The 22,660-nt window shown below is 69.3% G+C and carries 22 protein-coding genes; 11 read left to right on the forward strand and 11 right to left on the reverse strand.

The window, feature by feature from the left end:
• Nucleotide 1 precedes the first annotated feature (1 nt).
• The 5 genes from atuE to PSPA7_RS10855 all read right to left on the reverse strand — a co-directional run bounded on the left by atuE (nucleotide 2) and on the right by PSPA7_RS10855 (nucleotide 6,531).
• A complete protein-coding gene (atuE, locus tag PSPA7_RS10835) occupies nucleotides 2-796 on the reverse strand; it encodes an isohexenylglutaconyl-CoA hydratase (RefSeq protein WP_003119850.1) in 795 nt (264 codons plus the stop codon).
• Nucleotides 797-816: 20 nt separating this feature from the next.
• Nucleotides 817-1,977, reverse strand: a complete 1,161-nt coding sequence (gene atuD, locus PSPA7_RS10840) for a citronellyl-CoA dehydrogenase (protein WP_012075227.1) — start codon at nucleotides 1,975-1,977, stop codon at nucleotides 817-819.
• 183 nt (nucleotides 1,978-2,160) lie between these two features.
• Nucleotides 2,161-3,777 (reverse strand): geranyl-CoA carboxylase subunit beta, encoded by a 1,617-nt coding sequence (gene atuC / locus PSPA7_RS10845; RefSeq protein ID WP_012075228.1) that lies wholly within the window; start codon nucleotides 3,775-3,777, stop codon nucleotides 2,161-2,163.
• 1 nt (nucleotide 3,778) lies between these two features.
• On the reverse strand, nucleotides 3,779-4,657 hold the full coding sequence (locus tag PSPA7_RS10850; protein WP_012075229.1) for an SDR family oxidoreductase: 879 nt from the start codon (nucleotides 4,655-4,657) through the stop codon (nucleotides 3,779-3,781).
• 71 nt (nucleotides 4,658-4,728) lie between these two features.
• Nucleotides 4,729-6,531, reverse strand: coding sequence for an acyclic terpene utilization AtuA family protein (locus PSPA7_RS10855; protein ID WP_012075230.1), 1,803 nt, complete (start codon nucleotides 6,529-6,531; stop codon nucleotides 4,729-4,731).
• A 253-nt stretch (nucleotides 6,532-6,784) separates the two neighbouring features.
• Between PSPA7_RS10855 and atuR the strand changes: the two genes are divergently transcribed.
• Nucleotides 6,785-7,408, forward strand: a complete 624-nt coding sequence (gene atuR, locus PSPA7_RS10860; protein ID WP_003154334.1) for an atu genes transcriptional repressor AtuR — start codon at nucleotides 6,785-6,787, stop codon at nucleotides 7,406-7,408.
• On the opposite strand, the gene PSPA7_RS10865 is transcribed toward atuR, so the two are convergent.
• A complete protein-coding gene (locus PSPA7_RS10865; RefSeq protein ID WP_012075231.1) occupies nucleotides 7,409-8,173 on the reverse strand; it encodes a CPBP family intramembrane glutamic endopeptidase in 765 nt (254 codons plus the stop codon). It lies immediately after the preceding gene.
• A 139-nt stretch (nucleotides 8,174-8,312) separates the two neighbouring features.
• Nucleotides 8,313-8,480, reverse strand: coding sequence for a DUF2897 family protein (locus tag PSPA7_RS10870; RefSeq protein WP_003090984.1), 168 nt, complete (start codon nucleotides 8,478-8,480; stop codon nucleotides 8,313-8,315).
• Nucleotides 8,481-8,703: 223 nt separating this feature from the next.
• On the opposite strand from PSPA7_RS10870, the gene PSPA7_RS10875 reads away from it, so the two are divergent.
• Nucleotides 8,704-10,005 carry a sensor histidine kinase gene (locus PSPA7_RS10875; protein WP_012075232.1) on the forward strand — a complete coding sequence of 434 codons (1,302 nt, stop codon included), beginning with the start codon at nucleotides 8,704-8,706 and terminating at the stop codon, nucleotides 10,003-10,005.
• A gap of 1 nt (nucleotide 10,006) precedes the next feature.
• On the forward strand, nucleotides 10,007-10,921 hold the full coding sequence (locus PSPA7_RS10880) for a response regulator (RefSeq protein ID WP_012075233.1): 915 nt from the start codon (nucleotides 10,007-10,009) through the stop codon (nucleotides 10,919-10,921).
• 7 nt (nucleotides 10,922-10,928) lie between these two features.
• On the opposite strand, the gene PSPA7_RS10885 is transcribed toward PSPA7_RS10880, so the two are convergent.
• Entirely contained in the window at nucleotides 10,929-11,399 is a 471-nt protein-coding gene (locus PSPA7_RS10885) for a multidrug/biocide efflux PACE transporter (protein ID WP_012075234.1), read from the reverse strand.
• A gap of 92 nt (nucleotides 11,400-11,491) precedes the next feature.
• On the opposite strand from PSPA7_RS10885, the gene PSPA7_RS10890 reads away from it, so the two are divergent.
• Entirely contained in the window at nucleotides 11,492-12,397 is a 906-nt protein-coding gene (locus PSPA7_RS10890) for a LysR family transcriptional regulator (RefSeq protein ID WP_012075235.1), read from the forward strand.
• 10 nt (nucleotides 12,398-12,407) lie between these two features.
• Here the strand turns inward: PSPA7_RS10890 and PSPA7_RS10895 are convergent, their stop codons facing one another.
• Entirely contained in the window at nucleotides 12,408-12,980 is a 573-nt protein-coding gene (locus PSPA7_RS10895; RefSeq protein ID WP_012075236.1) for a DUF924 family protein, read from the reverse strand.
• Nucleotides 12,981-13,093: 113 nt separating this feature from the next.
• Here PSPA7_RS10895 and PSPA7_RS10900 point away from each other — a divergent pair, with 113 nt between their 5' ends.
• The 7 genes from PSPA7_RS10900 (at nucleotide 13,094) to PSPA7_RS10930 (ending at nucleotide 20,508) form a co-directional block, all read left to right on the forward strand.
• Nucleotides 13,094-13,987 carry a LysR family transcriptional regulator gene (locus tag PSPA7_RS10900; protein WP_012075237.1) on the forward strand — a complete coding sequence of 298 codons (894 nt, stop codon included), beginning with the start codon at nucleotides 13,094-13,096 and terminating at the stop codon, nucleotides 13,985-13,987.
• 101 nt (nucleotides 13,988-14,088) lie between these two features.
• Complete coding sequence (gene pyrF / locus PSPA7_RS10905) at nucleotides 14,089-14,787, forward strand: orotidine-5'-phosphate decarboxylase (RefSeq protein ID WP_012075238.1); 699 nt, start codon at nucleotides 14,089-14,091, stop codon at nucleotides 14,785-14,787.
• A 205-nt stretch (nucleotides 14,788-14,992) separates the two neighbouring features.
• Entirely contained in the window at nucleotides 14,993-15,910 is a 918-nt protein-coding gene (locus tag PSPA7_RS10910; protein ID WP_012075239.1) for an AAA family ATPase, read from the forward strand.
• Nucleotides 15,910-16,863 carry a DUF58 domain-containing protein gene (locus tag PSPA7_RS10915; RefSeq protein WP_012075240.1) on the forward strand — a complete coding sequence of 318 codons (954 nt, stop codon included), beginning with the start codon at nucleotides 15,910-15,912 and terminating at the stop codon, nucleotides 16,861-16,863. Before PSPA7_RS10910 ends, PSPA7_RS10915 begins: the two co-directional genes overlap by 1 nt.
• Nucleotides 16,860-18,848: a transglutaminase TgpA family protein gene (locus PSPA7_RS10920; RefSeq protein ID WP_012075241.1), complete on the forward strand. Its 1,989-nt coding sequence runs from the start codon at nucleotides 16,860-16,862 to the stop codon at nucleotides 18,846-18,848. The genes PSPA7_RS10915 and PSPA7_RS10920 overlap by 4 nt, the downstream gene beginning before the upstream one ends.
• Before the next feature lie 12 nt (nucleotides 18,849-18,860).
• Complete coding sequence (locus tag PSPA7_RS10925; RefSeq protein WP_012075242.1) at nucleotides 18,861-19,631, forward strand: CHAD domain-containing protein; 771 nt, start codon at nucleotides 18,861-18,863, stop codon at nucleotides 19,629-19,631.
• Between the two features lie 79 nt (nucleotides 19,632-19,710).
• Nucleotides 19,711-20,508, forward strand: a complete 798-nt coding sequence (locus PSPA7_RS10930; protein ID WP_012075243.1) for an acyl-CoA thioesterase — start codon at nucleotides 19,711-19,713, stop codon at nucleotides 20,506-20,508.
• A 7-nt stretch (nucleotides 20,509-20,515) separates the two neighbouring features.
• On the opposite strand, the gene PSPA7_RS10935 is transcribed toward PSPA7_RS10930, so the two are convergent.
• Both PSPA7_RS10935 and PSPA7_RS10940 read right to left on the reverse strand, forming a co-directional pair.
• Nucleotides 20,516-22,093 carry a GGDEF domain-containing protein gene (locus tag PSPA7_RS10935; protein WP_012075244.1) on the reverse strand — a complete coding sequence of 526 codons (1,578 nt, stop codon included), beginning with the start codon at nucleotides 22,091-22,093 and terminating at the stop codon, nucleotides 20,516-20,518.
• Nucleotides 22,094-22,102: 9 nt separating this feature from the next.
• Nucleotides 22,103-22,591 (reverse strand): putative pterin-binding protein, encoded by a 489-nt coding sequence (locus tag PSPA7_RS10940; RefSeq protein WP_012075245.1) that lies wholly within the window; start codon nucleotides 22,589-22,591, stop codon nucleotides 22,103-22,105.
• Nucleotides 22,592-22,660: the final 69 nt, after the last annotated feature.

A 22,660-nucleotide genomic window follows, 5' to 3' on the forward strand; every position in this document is an offset into this window, starting at 1 on the left:
CTCACTGGGCCCAGACCGGCTTGCGTTTCTGTACGAAGGCCAGGGTGCCTTCGCTGCCTTCGGCGCCGCCCACCGCTTCGGCGAACTGGCGCGCCGCATCGTCCAGCAGGGCGCCGAGTTCGCCGCTTTCGCTGGCCAGCAGCAGGGCCTTGGTGGCGGCGTTGGCGTTCGGCGCGCAGCGGCGCAGTTGCTCGAGGGTTTCCTCCAGGCGCTGTTCGAGGGCATCGGCGTCGGCCTCGCAGAAATGCACCAGGCCCAGGCGCAGCGCCTCGCGGCCGTCGAAGCGGGCGGCGGTGAGGGCCAGGCGGCGTGCCTGGGTCAGGCCGATGCGGCGGACCACGAAAGGCGCGATCTGCGCCGGGAGAATGCCGAGGCTGGTTTCCGGCAGGCCGAACTGCGCATCGGCGGCGGCGATCGCCACGTCCGACACGCAGGCCAGGCCGAAACCGCCGCCGAGCACCGCGCCTTCCACCAGCGCCACCAGCAGTTGCGGCGCGGCCTGGGCTTCCTCCAGCAGGCTGCCGAAGGCGCGGTTCAGCGTGCGATAGGCTTCCGCCCCGGCGGCGCGGGCGCCGGCCATGTCCTTGATGTCGCCGCCGGCGCAGAAGTGCCCGCCGGCGCCGCGCAGCACCAGCGCTCGCACACTACGGTCGTCGCGCACGGCGGCGAGCACCGCGCGCAGTTCGCCGACCATCGCCAGGCTCATGGCGTTGCGGCTTTGCGGGCGGTTCAGGGTGATCCGCAGGACGCCCTCGACGGGTTCCAGCAGCAGGGTCTCGCAATGCGGCAGGCTCATGCCGGTTTCCTCCTGGAACGTCAGCCTTTCTTCTTGCCCGGCAGAATGCCCATCAGCTTGCAGATGATGCCGAGCATGATCTCGTCGGCACCGCCGCCGATGGACACCAGGCGGGTGTCGCGATAGGCGCGGGAGACCGGGTTGTCCCACATGAAGCCCATGCCGCCCCAGTACTGCAGGCAGGCGTCGCTGACCTCGCGGCCGAGGCGGCCGGCCTTGAGCTTGGCCATCGAAGCCAGGCGGGTCACGTCCCTGCCTTTCACGTACAGCTCGGTGGCCTGGTAGACCAGGGCGCGCAGCGCCTCGACCTCGGTCATCATCTCGGCCATGCGGAAGTGGATGACCTGGTTGTCGATCAGCGGCTGGCCGAAGGTCCTGCGCTCCTTGCAGTATTCGATGGTGACGTCGATGCAGTGCTCCAGGCCCTTGATCATGTTGGCCGCGCCGAACAGCCGTTCTTCCTGGAACTGCAGCATCTGCATCATGAAGCCGGCGCCTTCCGCGCCGATGCGGTTGCGCTGCGGCACGCGGACGTTATCGAAGAACACCTGGGCGGTCTCCGAACTGCGCATGCCGAGCTTGTCCAGGTGCGGGCTGAGGGTGATGCCCGGGGTGTTCATCGGCACGATGATCAACGACTTGTTGACGTGCGGCTTGTCGTCGGAGGTATTGGCCAGCAGGCACATGAAGTCGGCCGACGGCGAGTTGGTGATCCACATCTTGCTGCCGTTGATCACATAGTCGTCGCCATCCTTGCGCGCGGTGGTCTTCAGGCCGGCGACGTCGGAGCCGGCGCCGACCTCGGAGACGCCGATGCAGCCGACCATCTCGCCGGCGATGGCCGGGCGGAGGAATTCCTCGCGCAACTCGTCGGAACCGAAGCGGGCCAGGGCCGGGGTGCACATGTCGGTCTGCACGCCGATGGCCATCGGGATGCCGCCGCAGGTGATGCCGCCGAACTCCTCGGCGGCGACGATCGAGTAGCTGTAGTCCAGGCCCATGCCGCCGAACTTCTCCGGCTTGGAGATGCCCAGCAGGCCGAGTTCGCCGGCCTTGCGGAAGATGTCGTGGATCGGGAAGCGGCCATCCTTTTCCCACTGGTCGACGTGGGGGTTGATTTCCCGCTCGACGAAGCTGCGGACGGTGCGGCGGAGTTCTTCGTGTTCCTGGGTGAAGATCATGGGTTGTCTTTCCTCCTGGGCCTTGTCTTGATTCGACCTCCGGCCCTCTCCCCAACCCTCTCCGTGGAGTGAGAGGGGGTGTTCCGGAGTGGCTGGGCGGTTCGTTTCATACCGGGTCTGTTTGGCTCCCTCTCTTCAGGGGGGAGGGGCAGAGGGGCTGTCGCCCCGGCTCCGTTGTTTCAGTCAGAACCTCGCGACGCCGAAGCTGTTGCCCTTCAGCGGCCGCGCCTCGGCTTCCGCGCAGATATCCAGCAGGTAGCCGAGCAGCCTGCGGCTGTCGCGCGGGTCGACCAGGCCGTCGTCCCACAGGCTGGCGGTGCCGTACAGCGCGGTGGACTGGCTGTCGAGCTTCTGCGCGGTGACGGTTTCCAGCATGTCGAGCATCTTCGGATCGGCTTCCTTGCCTTCCTTGGCGTGCTTCTCCTCGGTGACGATGCGCAGCACCTTGCCGGCCTGGGCGCCGCCCATCACCGCGGTGCGGCTGTTCGGCCAGGCGAAGATGAAGCGCGGGTCGAGGCCGCGGCCGCACATCGCGTAATTGCCGGCGCCGTAGGAGCCGCCGACCACCAGGGTCAGCTTGGGCACGCGGGCGTTGGCCACCGCCTGGATCATCTTCGAGCCGTGCTTGATCACACCCTGGCGCTCCGACTCGGTGCCGACCATGAAGCCGGTGGTGTTGTGCAGGAACAGCAGCGGCGTGTTGCTCTGTTCGCAGAGCTGGATGAACTGCGCCGCCTTGGCCGCGCCCTGCGGGGTGATCGGTCCGTTGTTGCCGATCAGGCCGCAGGCGTGGCCCTCGATGCGCAGATGGCCGCAGACGGTCTGGCCGTCGAACTCGTGCTTGAAGTCGAGGAACTCGGAGCCGTCGGCGATGCGCGCGACGATCTCGCGGACGTCGTAGGGCTTCTTCGGGTCGGCCGGGACCACCCCGAGCAGCTCCTCCACCGGGTACAGCGGTTCGCGCCAGGCGGGCGCCGGGCGCGCAGGCAGTTGCGCGTTCCATGGCAGCATGCCGATGATCTCGCGGGCCAGGCGCACGCCGTCGGCGTCGTTTTCCGCCAGGTACTCGGCGGTGCCGGCGACCTGGGCATGCAGTTCGGCGCCGCCGAGTTCCTCGTCGCTGGCGATCTCGCCGGTGGCGGCCTTGAGCAGCGGTGGCCCGGCGAGGAACATCTTGGCCTTGCCGCGCACCACCACCACGTAGTCGGAAAGCCCCGGCTGGTAGGCGCCGCCGGCGGTGCTGGAACCGTGCACCACGGTGACCTGGGGAATGCCCATGGCCGAGAGCCGCGCCTGGTTGGCGAAGCCACGCGCGCCTTCGACGAAGATCTCCGCCGCGTAGTTGAGGTTGGCGCCGCCGCTTTCGGTGAGGGCCACCACCGGCAGCTTGTTCTCCATGGCGATCTGCTGCAGGCGCAGGGTCTTCTTCAGCCCGGTCGGGGAGATGGTGCCGCCCTTGATCGCGCTGTTGCTGGCACTGACCAGGCAGCGCACCCCGGCGATGTAGCCGATCCCGGCGATGATCCCGCCACCGGCCTGGGTGCCATCCTTGTCGTCGTGCAGCCTGTAGCCGGCCAGCGAGGACAGTTCGAGGAACGGCGCGCCAGGGTCGAGCAGCAGCGCCAGGCGTTCGCGCGGCAGCAGCTGGCCGCGTTTCTCGAACTTCGGCCGGGCCTCGGCGGCCTTGTCCAGGACCTTCCGCTCCAGCTCGCGGAAGCCGGCCACGGCGGCGAGCATGGCCTGGCGATTGCGGGCGAAGTCCTCGCCGTTGACGTCGAGTTGCGACTGGATCGCGGGCATGTCAGTCCTCCTGGTCCTTCAGCACGTCGGGCAGGTAGGCGCGGTGGAAGCCGTTGTAGGCGCGGCTCTGTCCCGGCTTGCCCTTGACCAGCGGGAAGGCGCGGCTGCCCTGGCTGGCGGCGCCGTCGATGCGGATCGTATTGCCGCTGATGAAGGCCGCGCCGGGGGAGAGCAGGAAGACGATGGCGGCGGCGACTTCCGACTCGCTGCCGATGCGCTTGAGCGGTACGTGCTCGCGCAGGGTCGGGATCACCGCCTTGAACGCGCCTTCGTAGGTATCCATGCCGCTGGAGGCGATCCAGCCCGGCGCCACCGCGTTGACCCGCACGCCGGCATGGCCCCACTCGACGGCGGCGGTCCTGGTGAAGTTCTCCATGCCGGAGCGCGCGGCGCCGGAGTGGCCCATGCCGGGCATGCCGCCCCACATGTCGGCGAGCATGTTGACGATGCTGCCGCCGGTCTTGCTCATCGACTGGTTGAACACTTCGCGGGCGACCAGGAAGCCGCCGACCAGGTTGGTGCGGACCACGGTCTCGAAGCCCTTCTGGCTGATCGAGGCGAGGGGCGAGGGATACTGGCCGCCGGCGTTGTTGACCAGGTGGTGGATGCTCCCGCGTTCGGCCAGGATGTTCGCCACCAGGCCTTTCACCGCGTCCTCCTCGCGGATGTCGCAGGCGTGCCAGCTGACGCTGCCGCCGTCCTCGACGATCTCGCCGGCGGTCTTCTCCAGCTTTTCCGCCTTGCGTCCGACCAGCACCACGTGGGCGCCGAGGGCCGCCAGCTCATGGGCGGTGCAGCGGCCGATGCCGCTGCCGCCGCCGGTGACGATGATGGTCTGGCCGTCGAACAGGCCAGGTCGGAAGATCGAGTCGTAGCTCATTGTTCTGGTGACTCCGATGAATCCTGTGGGTGGATGCGGCGGCACGCCGCATTCGCCGTTCATGATTGTCGTTACCTGCCCTGCGTCTCCAGCGCGTCGGCGAGCGCCTGCGGCACCGCCACCGGGAACTCCAGCAACTGCTGGGCGAAGGCCTTGCCCTGCGGGTCGATGCGCAGGCTGGCGACGCCGCCGCCGCCGAGGGCATTCTCCAGCAGGAAGTTCAGGCTGTGGCTGCCCGGCAGGTACCAGCGGCCGACCCGGCCGGTCTGCGGGTCGAGCACGTGCTGCATCCAGTCCACCACCGCGCCTTCCTCCAGCGCCTCGGCGATCCACGGCAGGTACTCCGGGCGCCGCGCCATGACCCCGATGTTGCTGTGGTTGCCCTTGTCGCCGGAGCGGGCCACCGCCAGCTTCACCAGCGCCACGCTGGCGCTGGCGGGCTGCTCCGGGCGCGGTGGCTGGCGCGCCTCGGCCAATCGCGCCGGGTCGAAGGCTTCGAGGCGCGGCAGTTCCAGCGGATGGCGCCGGCCGTCGATCTCCACGCTCAACGCACATTGCGCCTTGTCGATCAGGAAGGAGAACAGGCGGATCACCGGATACACCGTCGGCCGGCCGCCGACGATTCCGGTCAGGCCCGGCGCCATCCCGGTGGCGGCCTGGGCGATCTCGCGGGAAAACAGCACCAGGGCCTCCTTGCGCGGATGCCGCGCGGCCAGCTTGACCACCACTTCGCGGCTGTCCTGGCGCCGCCCGTGGGGGCCGTAGGTGGCTTCGCTGCCGAGCAGCTCGATGCTGACCTCGCGGTAGGGTTCCCAGCCGCGTGCGGCGAAGAGTTCCTCGGTCCTGGCGATGATCGCCCGGCTGACCCGCTCGGCCTTCTTCACCGCGTCGATGCCGGCGATCAGGCAACTGGCGGTGCAGCGGAAACCGTCCGGATAGGTGGCGCTGACCTTGTACCGGTCAGTGGGCGGCAGGCCGCGCGCACCCTCCACCGCGACCCGGTCGGGACCGGCCTGGCGCAGGCGCACCTCGGTGAAGTCGCAGACCACGTCGGGCAGCAGGTAGGCGCGTGGATCGCCGATCTCGTAGAGCATCTGTTCGCCGACGCTCAGTTCGCTGACCAGGCCGCCGGTGCCCGGCGCCTTGGTCACCACGAAACGCCCGTCGGCCTCGACCTCGACGATGGGGAAGCCGATGTGCTCGTAGTCCGGCACCTGCTCCCAGTCGGTGAAGTTGCCGCCGGTGCATTGTGCGCCGCATTCGACGATGTGCCCGGCGAGGGCGGCCTGGGCCAGGCGGTCATAGTCGTCCCAGGCCCAGCCGAACTCATGGACCAGGGCGGCGCTGACCACCGCGCTGTCGACCACCCGGCCGGTGATCACGATATCCGCGCCCAGGCGCAGGGCCTCGACGATGCCCGGCGCGCCGAGGTAGGCGTTGATCGAGACGCACATCGGCGGCAACGGCGCGTCGCTGAACATCTCGCGGATGCCAGCCTTGGCCAGCTCGGCCTGGCGTGGTTGCAGGTTGTCGCCGTGCAGCACGGCGATCTTCAGCCGCACCCCGGTCTTTTCGCAGGCCGCGGCGAGGGCGGCTGCGCAGGCCTGTGGATTGACTCCGCCGGCGTTGCTGATCACCCGGATGTTCTTCCCGGCGATCTCTGCGAGCAGCGGCGCGAGGACCTCGACGAAGTCGGTGGCGTAGCCGGCGTCCGGCTGTTTCAGGCGGGCCCCTGCCATGATCGACAGGGTGATCTCGGCCAGGTAGTCGAACACCAGGTAGTCCAGCGGCGCGCCGCGCACCAGTTGGGCGGCGGCGGTACAGGTGTCGCCCCAGAAGGCCGAGGCGCAGCCGATGCGTACGGTCTTTTGCATTGTTCTTGACCCGTGACGGCGAAAGTGTGGAGCGACATTACCAAGCAAGCGCTTGGTTGAGAAGAGGCTGGAAACAAATCCAGTCACAGGTGTTACCCAAGCGCTTGCTCGGTCGTCTTCCCAGGCATACATTTCATGAATGCTGACAAGCACTTGCGGGAACGTCGTAAGGCCGGTCGGCGCATACGGAGCGGTCGGGCGCGCGGACGAGCGGCACCGAGCCGCCGACGATCCGGAAAAAGGGGAATTCGCGTTGGATGATCAGAAAGCCCGGGAAGTGATGCTCGAACTGGTGGCCAGCGGACAGCTCACCGACCCGGAAAGCGCCCGCGGCAAGCTGTTGCAGACCGCCGCCCACCTGTTCCGCAGCAAGGGCTACGAGCGCACCACGGTGCGCGACCTGGCCAGCGCGGTGGGTATCCAGTCGGGCAGCATCTTCCATCACTTCAAGAGCAAGGACGAGATCCTCCGCTCGGTGATGGAGGAAACCATCCTCTACAACACCGCGCTGATGCGCGCCGCCCTGGCTGACGCGCAGGACCTGCGCGAGCGCGTGCTGGGACTGATCCGCTGCGAGCTGCAATCGATCATGGGCGGCACCGGCGAGGCGATGGCGGTGCTGGTCTACGAGTGGCGCTCGCTGTCCGCCGAGGGCCAGGAGTACATCCTCGGCCTGCGCGACATCTACGAGCAGATGTGGCTGGAGGTGCTGGGGGAGGCGCGCCTGGCCGGCTACTGCCAGGGCGATCCGTTCATCCTGCGGCGTTTCCTCACCGGGGCGCTGTCCTGGACCACCACCTGGTTCCGACCGGAAGGCCCGATGACGCTCGACCAGCTTGCCGAGGAGGCCCTGGCGCTGGTGCTCAAGGACGCCTGATCACTCGGAGATCAGGCGGAACGGGTAGCTCAGCAGGAGGAAGTGCAGGGTGTTGATCGAGGCGTGCAGCAGCACCGCCAGGGACAGCCGCCCGCTGAAGTGCAGGACCATGCCGTAGCCCAGCCCGGCGATCCCGGCCAGCAGCGCGTACACCGGGTTGACCAGCAGGTGCAGCGCCGCGTAGGCGAGGGTCGCGACGATGATCCCCGGCCAGGCGCCGAACCAGCGGATCAGCTGGCTTTGCAGCAGGCCGCGGAAGAAGGCCTCCTCGGCCAGCGAGACCACTCCGACGTTCAGCACCAGCCACCACCAGAAGGCCTCCGGCCACTTCGGCTGCCAGCTCGCGGCGTTGGTCATGATCGACAGCAGCGGCACCACGAAGAAGGTCAGGCAGAACGCCAGCGCAGTGATGTCCAGCGACACCAGCGGTTGCTTCGGCCGGCGCAGCCACCAGGCGAGCAGGGTCAGCGCGACCAGGGCCTTGTCCCAGGGCAGCCAGATCATCTGGATCGGCGGGCTGGCGCTGGCCAGGTCCCAGGGGAACAGGCGCAGGGGAATGAAGCCGGGCAGGTAGTGGATCGCGATGAGGGCGCTGGCGGCAAGGCTGACCGGCCACCACAGCAGTGTCGGCAACCAGCGCTCGGCATAGGTCACCCAGCGGATGTAGAGCAGGACGATGATCGCCGTCAGCAGCGCGATATGCCCGGTGAAGAATCCACCGAGCAGAAAGAGAATGGGTAGAAGCGGTATCAGACGCCCAAGCATGCAACCTCCCGTTTAAAGGAGGGATTCTAAAGGCATTTCGACCCGCGGTTGGGAAAAGCGCAAGGAACGGACCTTCTGCCAGAAAAAACGGGGAACGGCCCCGGACCTGGAGCTAATGACCCGTCCGGAGCCGACGGGTTCAGCGATCCTTCGCTTCCTGCGCGTCCAGCTCGGCGTTGCGTTCGTGGATGCGCTTGAGCTGTTCCTCGCTCAGCGGCAACTTCTTCGCCGAGTCGCGCAGCAGCAGGAGCCCGCCGACGATGGAGCCCAGGGCGAGCACGATGATCAACCAGGCATACCAGGGCATAGCGTCTTCCTCATCGATTTGACTGTCCACCATACGCCGGGTTTGCCGTTCTGTCAGGCAACTCCCGGTCGCACGCCTTGTGCTTGAGACTGTCGTTGCCCGCTCGAAGTTGCGGATGGCGGCCAGGCGCCGTGATGCCTGTCACATATTGGCAATCTGACATTGCTTAACTGGCTGCCATCCCTTCATTGCCCCGTCCGGGCTTGCCGTCGAGAGGTTGCCGATGTCTCCGAGCGCGTTGTCCCGTCTGTTGCGCCCGGTGGAACCGCTGACCCCGGCGATGAGCATCAGCGATGTCGCCGATCGCCTGCTGATGCCGGAGCACCGCGCCTTCCTGTCGCTGCCGGTGGTCGACGACGAACGCCGGGTGCTCGGCCTGGTCAGCCGCTACACCCTCCAGGACATCTTCATGCAGCGCTTCGGCCGCGACCTCTGGGGCCGCCATCCGGTGCGCGAGGTGATGAACCGGGCGCCCCTCAGCGTATTCCTCGGCGCCAGCCTGGAAGAGGCTGCGCAGCAGGTCACCGGGCGCCTGCAATACCCGATCACCGAGGACTTCGCCCTGATCGACGAGGAGAGCCGCTACCGTGGCCTGGGCACCGTGCTCGACCTGCTGAAGGCCATGGAGGCGCGCATCGCCCAGCGCAACCGGGTGCTGCGCAAGGCGCTGGTGGACCTCAAGGAGTCCCAGGCGCAACTGGTGCAGTCGGAAAAGATGGCATCGCTCGGGCAGATGGTGGCCGGGGTCGCCCATGAGTTGAACACGCCTCTCGGCTATGTCGGCAACAACCTGGCGCTGCTGGAGGAACTCAGCGACCCGCTGCTGCGCCTGGCCGATGCCCAGGCGGCGCTGGTCGACTGCCTGGGCGACCCGCAGTGCGACGAAACGCGCCTGGCGCAGGCCCTGCAGGCGGCCGACGTGGCTCGTCGCGAGGCAGCCGTGGAGCAGGTTCGCGAGGACCTGCAGCAACTGTTCGCCGATACCCGCTACGGTCTCGGCCAGATCGGCGAGCTGGTCTCCGGGCTCAAGGACTTCGCCCGCCTGGACCGTGCCTTCAGCGAGGAGGTCGACCTCAACGATTGCGTGCGCAACGCCCTGCTGATCGCCCGCGCCAGCATCAGGGAGCGGGCCGAGGTCAGCAGCCAGCTGGGCGAGTTGCCGCGGATCGCCTGCGCGCCGTCGCAGATCAACCAGGTCCTGCTGAACCTGCTGACCAATGCCGCCCAGGCCATGGAGCGTTTCGGCCGGATCCTGCTGAAGAGCTGGGCCGACGAGCGCCAGGTGTTCCTCTCCGTGCAGGACAACGGCAAGGGCATGCCGGCCGAAGTCCTGGCCCGGATCTTCGACCCGTTCTTCACCACCAAGCCGGTGGGGCAGGGTACCGGGCTCGGCCTGTCGATCAGCTACAAGATCATCCAGCAGCACGGCGGGAGCATCCGCGTGGCTTCCGAACCGGGCCGCGGCACCCGCTTCCTCATCAGCCTGCCGCGAGAGCAGGCCCGCGAACTGCAACGGAGCGCCTGACATGAGCCCATCCCCCGTCCGCATCCTCTTCGTCGATGATGAGGAGCGCATCCTGCGTAGCCTGGCCATGCAGTTCCGCCGCCACTACCAGGTGCTGACCGAGAGCGACCCCTGGCGCGCGCTGGAACGCCTGAAGAGCGAGCGGGTACAGGTGCTGGTCAGCGACCAGCGCATGCCGCGGATGAGTGGCGCCGAGTTGCTGGCGCAGGCCCGGGAACGTTGTCCGGATACCCTGCGGATCCTTCTCACCGGCTATTCCGACCTCGACGCTGCCGTCGACGCGCTCAACGACGGCGGCATCTTCCGCTACCTGACCAAGCCCTGGAATCCCCAGGAAATGGCCTTCACCCTGCGCCAGGCGGCGGAGATCGCCAGCCGCCAGGCGCTCCCGCCGGCGGCGCCGGTGGCCTCGCTGGCGGCGCCGCTGAGCGTGCTGCTGCTCGACGAGGATCCGGAGACCCTGGCCTGCGTCGGCGCCTTCTGCCATGCCGGCGGGCATCGCCTGCTGCGCGCGCGCAACCTGGCCGAGGCGCTGGTGTGGCTGAACACCGAGCCGGTGGAGGTGCTGGTCAGCGACCTGAAGCTGGCCGGCGAGGACACCGCACCGCTGCTCAAGTCGCTGGCCCAGGCCCATCCGCGACTGCTCAGCCTGGTGGTCACGCCGTTCCGCGATACCCAGGCCCTACTGAACCTGATCAACCAGGCGCAGATCTTCCGCTACCTGCCCAAGCCGATCCGCCGCGGGCTGTTCGAGAAAGGCCTGAAGGCCGCCGCCGAGCAGGCCCTGCTGTGGCGCGGGCAGGGCCTGCCGGAAGTCGACCGGCAGGCCGAGGTACCGCGCGACGAGCGCGAGAAGGAGCGGGTCGGTAGCCTGCTCGGCATGCTCGGCCGGCTGCGCGAGCGCCTGAGCGCCTGAGGCCGCGTCAGCCGGCGTCGCAGCCGGCGGCCCCGGCCTGGCGATTTTCCACCAGGCGCGCGCGGAGCACGTCGTAGCTCCAGTTGAAGACCATGGTGTAGGGCAGGAAGAACAGGATCAGGCCCATGTCGAGGAGGAACGCCTCGACCAGTCCGATGGACAGCCACCAGGCGGCCAGCGGCACCAGCACCACGATCAGGCCCAGTTCGAAGAGCGCCGCGTGCAGCGCCCGCACCTGCAGGGTGCGCTGGAAGCCCATGCGCCGCTGGGCGCGGTCGAACAGGCTGTTGAAAAGCATGTTCCAGAGCATCGCCACGGTGGAGAACATCAGCGTCAGCGCGCCCATGTGCGCCAGCGGCTTGTCCATCACCAGCGACAGCACCGGCGCGGTGAGCAGGACGGCCAGGCCCTCGAAGGCCAGGGCATGGAAGATCCGCTCCTTGAGGGTCTTGTTCAGGGCGGTGGGGGTGTGGCTCATGGCGAACGCTCCGGGTTCGTCGTTACGGTTCGGGCTGTATTGTCATCGGAGTCTGGGATAGGGTTAAGTTGGATATCATCGGAAAAACCGATATGCACCTTTCTCCCGAATCACTCGAGGCGTTCGTCCAGGCCGTCTCCCTCGGCTCCTTCAGCGCGGCGGCGCGCAAGCTTGGCAAGAGCCAGTCGACGGTCAGCGAGGCGATCGCCCGGCTGGAGATCGATCTCGGCCTGGAACTGTTCGAGCGCAGCGGTCGCCAGCCGCGTCTGACCGAGGCCGGGCGCACGCTGCTGGGACGGGTCGAGGAGGTCCTCGGCGCCTCCGACCGCCTGCGCCGGGTTGCCGCGCTGCTCGCCGGCGGCTCGGAGCCACGGGTGACCCTGGCGCTGTCCGATACCTACCATTCGGCGCGCTACGAGGCGCGCCTGGCCGAGTTGGACGCGCGCTACCCGGAACTGGAGTTCGAATGCCTGATCGCCGAGGACCAGGACGTGATCGCCCAGGTCAGCCGTGGCCGCGCCACCCTTGGCCTGCTCGCGGCGCAGCCGCACTACCCGCCGGAACTGGGCGTGGCGGCGGTGGCCGAGCGCGCCGAGTTCGGCCTGTTCGCCGCCGTCGACCATCCCCTGGCGACGCTCTCCCGGGTGACCGAGCGCGATCTTTCCGAATGGCGCCTGCTGCGCCTGAACACCTATAGCGAGACCGGCGCGGCGATCAACGACGGCCTGCCGTCCAGCGGCGGGCGCTGCTGGTCGGCGCCCAACTATCTGCTGCTGCTGGAGATGGCCACCCACGGCTTCGGCTGGGCGGAGCTGTCGCGCTGGCTGGTCAGCGGCTATGCCAACGGACGGCTGCAGGAGTTGCCGGTGGCCGGCTGGCCGCGCAGCCAGGCGGTGGACGTGGTCTGGTCGCGGCAGCGACCGTTGGGTCCGGCGGCCAACTGGCTGCTGGAACGCCTGCTGGATCGCGGCCTGCCGGCGGACGGGGGCGGCCGCTGATCCCGCCGGCTCAACCGGCGAAGCCGCCAGCGGCGAGGAAGGCCAGTTCCGCGGCGCTGGACGGGCGGCCGAGGAGCGGGTTGCGGTGCGGGAAGCGGCCGAAGCGGCGGATGATCTCGCGGTGCCCACGGGCGTGGTCCAGGTACGGCTGGCCGAGGCCGCGATTCAGCGCCACCGAGCGATCCTGGTCGACGAGGTTCTCGGCGTGGGCGAACGGCAGGTAGAAGAACAGCCGCAACGCTTCCTCGACCTGCCGGTCCAGGCCGGCTGCCAGCGCCCGGTTCGCCCAGCGCCGGGCCAGGGCGTCGCTGGCGTACATGCGCGGGGTGCCGCGGAAGGCGTTGCGCGGATACTGGTCGAGCAGGACCAGCAGGCCAAGATGTGCCTGGGCGTCTGCGGGGCCCGGCCGCAGGCGCTCGGCGTGGGCCAGTTCATGGGCCTGGGCGAAGCGCAGGCGGAAGCGCCGGTCGAAGCGAGGGTCCTTGGCGAACCAGAAGCTGGGGCCGGCCTCGCGCCAGAAAACGGCGACTTCCGATAACGGGCTGGTGTCCGACGTAGCGGAGGCGAGCGGGGCGTGGGGCATGGGTGGCTCCGGGACAAGGCGGGCTACCAGGCTATTGGTCAGGATTCCTTGGATAAACCGGATCCGACTGAATAGACTGTCCAGCCATCCCGTATAGAGAGAAGGGCCCGCCCATGGATCGTCTGGACAGCATGCGGGTGTTCCTGCGCGTCGCCGAAACCGGCAGTTTCACCAAGGCCGCCGACCTGCTGGACATGCCGCGTGCGACGGTCTCGGCGGCGGTCCAGCAGCTCGAGGCACAGCTCGGCAGCCGCCTGCTGCACCGCACCACGCGCCAGGTGCAGCTGACCCAGGACGGCAGCGCGGTGCTGGAGCGCTGCCGCCATCTGCTGGAAGACATGGAGGAGCTGGAAGGCCTGTTTCGCGACGGCAGCCGCGCCAGCGGCCGGCTCAAGGTCGACGTGCCGAGCCGGGTGGCGCGCCTGCTGATCGCACCGGCGTTGCCGGCGTTCTTCCGCGAGCATCCGGACATCGAGCTGGAGCTGGGCTCCAGCGACCGCTCGGTGGACCTGGTGCAGGAGGGCGTCGACTGCGCCCTGCGGGTCGGCCAACTGGGCAACAGCAGCCTGGTGGCGCGGCGCCTGGGCGAGATGGCGCTGATCAACTGCGCCAGTCCCGCCTACCTGGCGCAACATGGCGTGCCGCAGGCGCCGGAGCAGCTCGACGGGCACTGGGCGGTGAACTACGCCTCGCCCACCAGTGGCCGGGTGCTGCCCTGGGAGTACCGCGAGGGCGGCCGCAGCGTGACCCGCGTGCTGCGCAGCCGGGTCACGGTGAACAATGCGGAGAGCTACATCGCCTGTTGCCTGTCCGGCCTCGGGCTGATCCAGATTCCCGCCTACGACGTTCGCGAGCACATCGAGCGCGGCGAACTGCGCGAAGTGCTGCCGCAATGGCGGGCCGAGGCGATGCCGGTCTATGCCCTGTATCCGCACCGCCGGCACCTGTCGCGGCGGGTCAAGGCCTTCGTCGACTGGCTGGAGCGGCTGCTCCGCGCGCGGCTCTAGGCGTCCCGGCGACGTTCGTCCCCGCGGCGCGATCCGGGCTACGGCAAACGCCCGGATTCTGCGACAATGCGCGCCGTTTTCGATTCGCCGCGAGAGAGCCCATGTCCGCCTGCCAGTCCCCCATCATCGTCGCCCTGGATTTCCCCACCCGTGAGGCCGCCCTGGCGCTGGCCGATCAGCTGGATCCGAAACTGTGCCGGGTGAAGGTCGGCAAGGAACTCTTCACCAGCTGCGCCGCGGGCATCGTCGAGATCCTGCGCGACAAGGGCTTCGAGGTATTCCTCGACCTGAAATTCCATGACATCCCGAACACCACCGCGATGGCGGTGAAGGCCGCCGCCGAGATGGGCGTGTGGATGGTCAACGTGCACTGTTCCGGCGGCCTGCGCATGATGGCCGCCTGCCGCGAGACGCTGGAGGCGTTCAACGGGCCGAAGCCGCTGCTGATCGGGGTCACCGTGCTGACCAGCATGGAGCGCGAGGACCTGGCCGGCATCGGCCTCGACATCGAGCCGCAGGAGCAGGTGCTGCGGCTCGCCGCGCTGGCGGAGAAAGCCGGCATGGACGGCCTGGTCTGCTCGGCCCAGGAAGCGCCGGCGCTGAAGGGCGCCCATCCGCGCCTGCAACTGGTGACCCCGGGCATCCGCCCGGCCGGCAGCGCCCAGGACGACCAGCGGCGCATCCTCACCCCGCGCCAGGCCCTGGACGCCGGTTCCGACTACCTGGTGATCGGTCGTCCGATCAGCCAGGCCGCCGACCCGGCCAAGGCGCTGGCGGCGATCGTCGCCGAGCTGGGCTGAGGCGCTCCCCGCATCTCCCGTCGGCCCCGGCGTGGCGGATAGCGCCGGTGGCCGCCTGTCCTCGCCAGCGTCTAGGCTGGTAATGGGCGCTCCGGCCACTTCCGGTGGCACGGATTCACAGTTTCGTGAGGAAAAATTGCAAGCGCCTTGCCCGCTGGCGCCAGGCCAGTAGGATCGCTGTTTTCCCCGGGAACGCGAGGTCGGGATGCTGAACACCCTGGAAGCCTGTCTGAAGGCGGTCGACGAGATTCTGCTGGGCAAGGACCACCAGGTACGCCTGGCCCTGGCCTGCCTGCTGGCCCGCGGTCACCTGCTGATCGAGGATCTGCCGGGGATGGGCAAGACCACCCTCAGCCATGCCCTGGCGCGGGTACTCGGGCTCAGCTTCCAGCGCATCCAGTTCACCTCCGACCTGCTGCCGGGCGACATCCTCGGCACTTCGGTGTTCGACAAGGACAGCGGGCAGTTCGTCTTCCATCCCGGGCCGATCTTCGCCGAGCTGGTGCTCGCCGACGAGATCAACCGCGCCACGCCGAAGAGCCAGAGCGCCCTGCTCGAGGCCATGGAAGAGGGCCAGGTGACCATCGAGGGTGCGACCCGGCCCCTGCCGGAGCCGTTCTTCGTCATCGCCACGCAGAACCCGGCCAGCCAGGGCGGTACCTTCTCTCTCCCGGAGTCGCAGCTGGACCGCTTCCTGATGCGCCTGTCGCTGGGCTATCCCGGGCGCGCCGCGGAGCGTTCGCTGCTGCTCGGCGAAGCCCGGCGCGATCTGCTGCCGCGCCTGGAGCCCCTGCTCGACCACGCGGCGCTGGCCGCTTTCCAGGCCGAAGTGCCGAAGGTCCGTGCCAGCGACGCGCTGGTGGACTACGTGCTGCGCCTGGTCGAGGCGACCCGCACGCAGCCGGCCTTCGCCCTCGGCCTGTCGCCGCGCGGCAGCCTGGCGCTGCTCGCCGCGGCGCGTGCCTGGGCGTTGCTGGCGGGACGCGACTACGTGATTCCGGAAGACGTCCAGGCGGTGCTGCCGGCGGTGGCCGGGCACCGCCTGCGCGACCAGGCCGACCCCACCGGCCACGGCGGCGGCGCGCTGGTGCAGTGGCTGTTGCGCGAAGTCCCGGCGCTCTGATGCGCCTGCGCAACCGGGCACGCTGGCAGCGCTGGCTGGACCGGCGGATCCCGCCGGCGAGCAGCGTCGAGCTGAACCAGCGGCGCATCTTCATCCTGCCGACCCGTCAGGGCGGCGCCTTCGGCCTGGCGCTGCTGGTGATGCTGCTGGCGGCGATCAACTACCAGAACAGCCTGGCCTATGGACTGACGTTCCTGCTCCTGTCGCTTGGCGTGGTGACCATCCTCCATACCTATCGCAATCTCGCCGGCCTGCGCCTCACCGCACTGGGCGCGGAGGCGGTGTTCGTCGGCGAGCGTGCCGGTTTCCGGGTGCGCCTGGAAAGCCCGCGGCGGGCGCGCCAGGCCATCGCCGTCGGCTGGCCGGAGCGGCCCCTGGAGTACAGCGACCTGGGGCGCGACGCGGCCGGCGAAGTCCTGCTGTTCCATCCCGCCGAGCGCCGCGGCTGGCTGCGGCCGGCGCGCTTGCGGGTGGAAAGCCGCTTTCCCCTCGGCCTGCTGGTGGCCTGGAGCTGGGTCGACCTGCGGCAACAGGCCCTGGTCTATCCGCGGCCGCTGCCCGGCGAGCGCTTCCAGGCGCCCGGCGAGCGCGATGCCGAGCAGCAGGGGCGCGCCCTGGCGAACGCCGGTGTCGATGATTACCAGGGCCTGCGCGCCTACCAGCCGGGGGATTCGCGGCGACGCCTGCACTGGAAGGCGTTTTCCCGTGGCCAGGGGCTGCTGGTGAAAGACTTCGCCGCGCTCGGTGGCGACGACCTGTGGCTGGAGTTCGAGCGCCTCGGCGGCGACGACGAGAGCCGCCTGGGACGCCTGTGCCAGGCGGTCCTGGAGTTGTCCGCGCGGCAGCAACCCTACGGCCTGTCGTTGCCCGGGACGCGCCTGCCGCCGGCCACCGGCGAGGCGCAGCGCGAGGCCTGCCTGCGCGCCCTGGCGCTGTTCGGGACGCCGCGGTGAACGCCATCCCGCGGGTCGCGCTGGTCTGGCTGCTGGTGGCGCAGGTGCTGGTGATCCTGCCGCACCTGGCCTACCTGCCGGCGTGGATCGTCGCCATGTGGCTGGGCTGCGCGACCTGGCGCGTGCAGATCTTCCGCATGCGCGCCGGCTACCCGGGGACCTGGGTCAAGCTGGCCCTGGCGCTGCTCGCCGGGGCCGGGGTCTGGCTGGCGCGCGGCAGCCTGGTCGGGCTGGATGCCGGGGCGGTGCTGCTGATCGCCGCGTTCATCCTCAAGCTGGTGGAAATGAAGACCCGCCGCGACGCCCTGGTGCTGGTGTTCCTCGGCTTCTTCGCGGTGCTGGTCGGCTACCTGTTCGACGACGGCTTCCTCGCCGCGCTGTACAGCCTGTTGCCGCTGACCGCGCTGCTGGCGGCGCTGATCGGCCTGCAGCAGAGCGGATTCGCCGCGCGGCCCTGGCCGACCCTGCGCCTGGCCGCCGTCCTGCTGCTGCAGGCGCTGCCGCTGATGCTCCTGCTGTTTCTGTTCTTCCCGCGGCTGGGGCCGTTGTGGTCGCTGCCGATGCCGAGCGACAAGGGCGTCACCGGTCTCTCGGAAAGCATGGCGCCGGGGGATATCGCCGAGCTCGGGCGTTCCGCCGAACTGGCCTTCCGGGTCCGCTTCGACGGCGCGCCGCCGCCGCGCGAGCAGCTCTACTGGCGCGCCCTGACCCTGGAGCGCTTCGACGGCCGGCGCTGGTCGCAGGGGCCGCAGTGGGACGGCGACAGCGCCGGCCTGTGGCAGAAGCGTGGCCCGGAGTTGCGCTACGAGGTGATCATGCAGCCCAGCTCGCAATCCTGGCTGTTCGCCCTCGATGTGGCCCAGACCGACCAGGCCGACACCCGGCTGATGAGCGATTTCCACCTGCAGCGCCGGCGCCCGGTGGAGCAGCGCCTGTTCTACCGCGTCAGTTCCTGGCCGCAGGCGCTGCGGGAAGCCGGCATCGACCCGCGGACGCGCTGGCGCAACCTGCAGTTGCCAGCCCAGGGCAACCCGCGCGCGCGAGCCCTGGCCGAGTCGCTGCGCCAGGCCCACGGGCAACCGCAGGCGCTGGTCGAGGCACTGCTGCGACGGTTCAACCGGGAGCCCTTCGCCTACACGCTGAAACCGCCGGCAACCGGGGCCGACGGCGTGGATGCGTTCCTCTTCGAGACGCGCAGCGGCTTCTGCGCCCACTACGCCGGGGCGATGACCTTCGTCCTGCGCGCCGCGGGGATACCGGCGCGAGTGGTGGCCGGCTACCAGGGCGGCGAGTTGAACCCGGCCGGCAACTACCTGCTGGTCCACCAGTTCGATGCCCACGCCTGGGTCGAGTACTGGCAGCCGGGGCAGGGTTGGCGCAGCGTCGACCCGACCTACCAGGTGGCGCCGGAGCGCATCGAGCAGGGGCTCGAGGAGGCGCTGGCGGGGCAGGACGACTTCCTCGCCGACTCGCCGCTGTCGGCGCTGCGCTACCGCGGCCTGCCCTGGTTCAACGAGATGCGCCTGGCCTGGGACAACCTCAATTACGGCTGGCAGCGCTGGGTCCTGTCCTACCAGGGCGAACAGCAGGGGGCCTTCCTGCAGCGCTGGTTCGGTGGATTGGACCCGACCCGCCTGGGCCTGCTCCTGGGGGGCGCCGGTGCGCTGCTGGTGGGCCTGCTGGCGCTGTTCCTGCTCAAGCCCTGGCAGGCTCGCGGCGATGCCCAGGATCGCCAGCTGCGACGTTTCGAGCGCCTGCTGGAAGGCCAGGGCCTGCGCCGCTCGCCGGGGGAGGGGCTGCGCGCCTTCGGTGAGCGCGCCGCCCGCGTCCTGCCGGCGCAGGCGGCGGCGATCGGCGGCTTCGTCGACGCCTTCGAGGCGCAGCGCTATGGACACGGCGGGGCGGATGATCCAGGGTTGCGGCTGCGCGCGTTGCGCCGGGCGTTGCCCTGGCGCCTGGGGCGTGCGCCGAGGCGGGATGGCTGAGGAGGAGAGGGCATGACGCGGTTCGTCGATGGGCTGCTGGCCGAAGTGATCGGCCAGCAGGTGGCGTTGATGGCGGCGGTCGCACGCCTGGAGGCACGCACCGACGGCGAGGCGCTGCATGACCTGCGCATCGCCCTGCGGCGCCTGCGCAGCCTGCTGCGGCCGATCCGCGGCGTGCCCGGGGTCGAGGAGCTGGAGCGGGCCGCCGCCGAACTGGGCCGCCTCAGCGGGCCGATCCGCGACCTGGAGGTGCTGCTGCCGGCGCTCGCCGCCGAAGGCCTGCGGGACGCGCAGGCGGTTCGCCGGCCAGTGCTCGAGTCGGGCTACGTGGCGGTGCTCGCCAGCCAGCCGCTGCATCGCCTGCAACTGTGCCTGGACGTCTGGCCGACGCTGTTGCGCACGGCGCAGCGCCATGCGGTGCTGGAGGGGCTGCACGGACGGGTGCGCAAGCGCCTGCGCCGGCAATGGCAGGCGCTGCGCGCGGAACTGGCGGACACCACCTATGCCCACTGGCATCCGCTGCGGCTGCGGATCAAACGGGTGCGCTACGGCCTGGAGGCCTATCCGCGGGACTGCAGCATCCCCACTTCGCTGCTAACGCCGCTGAAGGCAGCGCAATCGGCGCTGGGCGACTGGCACGATCTCGAGCAGTGGCTGCTGCGCTGCCAGCGCGAACCCGACCTGGCACCGTTGCGCGACCTCTGGACGGTTCGCTTCGAACGAGCCCGCGAACAGGCCGCCAGGGCCTTGCAGACGCTGCAGGAGGCGCTCGGCGAACACTGAGCGCCGGCATTCCGATCGGCTTTTTTCAGCGGGCCTGCCTCGCCTAAGATGGGCGCTCGAAACCCCTCGCGAGGCACACATGAATTTTTCCGAATTGATCCAGGCGGTCCGCCGCGACCCTTCTTCCGTGGTGGTACCGGCCAGTTGGGGCCAGGGGCGCGCCACCTTCGGCGGTCTGGTGGTGGCGCTGGCCTACGAGGCCATGCGCACGGTGGTCGAGGCGGAGCGCCCGTTGCGCTCCGTCAGCGTGAGTTTCGTCGGGCCGCTGGCGCCCGGGCAGCCGGCTCGCTTCAGCGCCCGGCTGCTGCGCGAGGGCAAGGCGGTGAGCCAGGTGCAGGTCGAGGTCAGCCAGGGCGAGCAGGTGGTCACGCTGGTCCAGGCCAGCTTTGGCGTCGCCCGCGCTTCGGCGGTGGCGGTGGAAGCGTTGCCGGCGGCCGGAATGAAGGGCCCCGAAGAGAGCCAGGAACTGCCTTATATCCGTAACGTGACTCCGGAGTTCACTCGCTACATCGCCATGCGCTGGGCAGTGGGCGGCCTGCCGTTCTCTTCGAACAAGTCGCGCCAGATGGGCGGCTGGATGCGTTTCCGCGACGAACCCGAGGGAGAGCCCATGGAGGTTTCCCACCTGCTTGCGCTGCTCGACTCCTGGCCGCCGGCGCTGCTGCCGCACCTGGGCACGCCGGCGATGGCCAGCTCGCTGACCTGGACCGCCGAGTTCGTCCAGCCGCTGCCGGAGCAGCGCTGCGGCGACTGGTGCCGCTACCTGGCGGAGATCGAAGAGGCCCGCGACGGCTACGGCCACGTGGCGGCGCGGATGTGGAGCGCCGACGGCCGCCTGCTGGCGATCAGCCGGCAGATGGTGACGGTGTTCGGCTGAGGGCGCCTCAGGCGGGCGTGTACTCGGTGCGGTTGCGCCCGCCGCTCTTGGCCTGGTAGAGCGCGCTGTCGGCACGCACCAGCAGGCTTTCCAGGTCGTCCCCGACGTCCTTGCGCAGGGCCACGCCGATGCTCACGGTCATCCGCAGTGGCTCGCCGTCGGGATTGCTCACCCGTAGCGCCTCGACGCCGGCGCGCAGGCGCTCGGCGACGTCCAGCGCCTGGTCCAGGGAGATTTCCGGAAGCATCGCGGCGAACTCCTCGCCGCCCAGGCGGCCGAGCAGGTCCACTTCGCGCAGGCCCTGGCGCAGGGTCTCGGCCACCCGCTGCAAGGCACGGTCGCCGGTCAGGTGGCCGTGGCCATCGTTGATGCTCTTGAAATGGTCGATGTCCAGCATCAGCGCCACGCATGGGTGATGGAAGCGCTCCGCGGCCTTGAGCATGAGCTCCGCCTGGTGCAGGAACGAGTGGCGGTTGTGCAGGCCGGTCAGGGTGTCGGTGCTGGCCAGCAGGCGCAGCTCTTGCTCCATGGCCTTGCGCCGGCTGATGTCGTAGCACCAGATCAGGGTCGCCGGTTCGCCATCGACTTCCAGGTGGCGCGCGCAGATCACCGCCCAGCAGGGCGTTTCACCGCACAGTTGGGCTTCCCAGCCATCGACCTGGCCGCGCTCCTCCAGGGCATTCTGCAGGCGGCTGTATTCGCTGGCGCTGGCGAACAGCCGCGGCAGGCGGAAATCATCCTGCTCCCGGCAACCGATGCGCCTGAGCAGGCGCGGGTTGACGTAGTGGATGCGCGCGCCGCAGGCGCTGAGCAGCACCACGTCGCTGGGACTGGCTTCGAGGATGAAATGCAGCAGCGCCTTGCCTTCGCTGAGCTGGCGGGTGCGTTCGTCGACGCGCCTCTCCAGGGTGGCGTTGAGCTCGACCAGATGCCCGGCCAGTTGCTGCGCGCGCCTGAAATCGGCGACCAGGCGCAGCACCAGCAGGGCGCCGCCGGCGCCGATCCCGAGCAGCGCCCAGAACAGCGCGTAGAACGCCCGGTGCAGGTGCTTGCGGTCGATGTCCAACTGGTTGGTCAGGGCGATGTTGCTGGCGACCACGATCTGGTGCGCCGGCTCCAGCAGCGCCGGAAGCCGTTCGCTGATCTCGCCGGCCAGGCGCCGCGCGCCGGCGGGGTCGCCCCAGGGGGCCTGGTCCGACCAGCGGTCGCTGAGTTCGATCAGGCGTTGCAGGGTGGCCTGCACTTCCGGGCGTGGCTCGGCGAGGTGCCTGAACAGGTGCTGGCGGCGCAGGGGGGCGATCAGGCTGGCGAGCACCTCGAGGCGGATCGCCAGGTCGTCGGGTTGGCCCTCGCCACGTTCGATCCGCTGGGCGGTCTCCAGCGTGCGATTCAGCTCCGCGCGCAGGGAGTAGGTCTGCCACAGCTCGTTGTGCAGGTTCGGTTGCGCCAGTTGCTGGCCCTGGCGCACCGCCAGCCACAGCGCGGCCCCGGCGATCAGCGCCATGACCAGCACCAGGCCGAGCAACAGACCCATGATCTGGCGTTGCCGGCGCAGCTTTGTCGGATCGAGCAGCGGCACAGTCATGAGCGTTGCTTACTCAAGGGTGATGGAACTGACCTGCCAGACGGTTCGGTTGTAGTAGACCTGGTTTCTCAACTCAGGATAGCGGGCCATGGGGTAGATGATGAATAGCGGCCCACGCTCGCGAATCGTCATGTAGGCACCGTTGCGGCGATAGGCGAGGATCGGCTGGTAGGTCTCGAGGTCGCTGTACGGAATGATCGACGAATAGTCGTTCAGCGCCAGCACCCGTAGGCGCTTCGGCGGGGCCAGGCGCAGGTGTTCCAGCAGCAGGCTGAGGCGCACCCCCTGCCACTTGGCATTGGCTTCGCCGGGCAACTGGGCTTCCAGGGTCTCGCCGGGCAGGGCTTCGAGGTCGGCGAGGGTCAGTCGCAGGGGCGGCTTGCCGGGTTGCAGCAGGGTGACGATCGGCCGTCCGCCCAGCGGCACGGGCTGCGTCGCCTGGGCGAGGGCGGCGCCAAGGCAGCAGAGGAAGACGATTAATTGACGCAATGACGGCATGGTGTCGGTCCACGACAGGATTCCGTCGATTATATCGGCAGTGCGTCGGCAAAACTGAAGGGCCGAGCG

This window comes from Pseudomonas paraeruginosa PA7, assembly GCF_000017205.1.
Taxonomy (GTDB): Bacteria; Pseudomonadota; Gammaproteobacteria; order Pseudomonadales; family Pseudomonadaceae; genus Pseudomonas; species Pseudomonas paraeruginosa.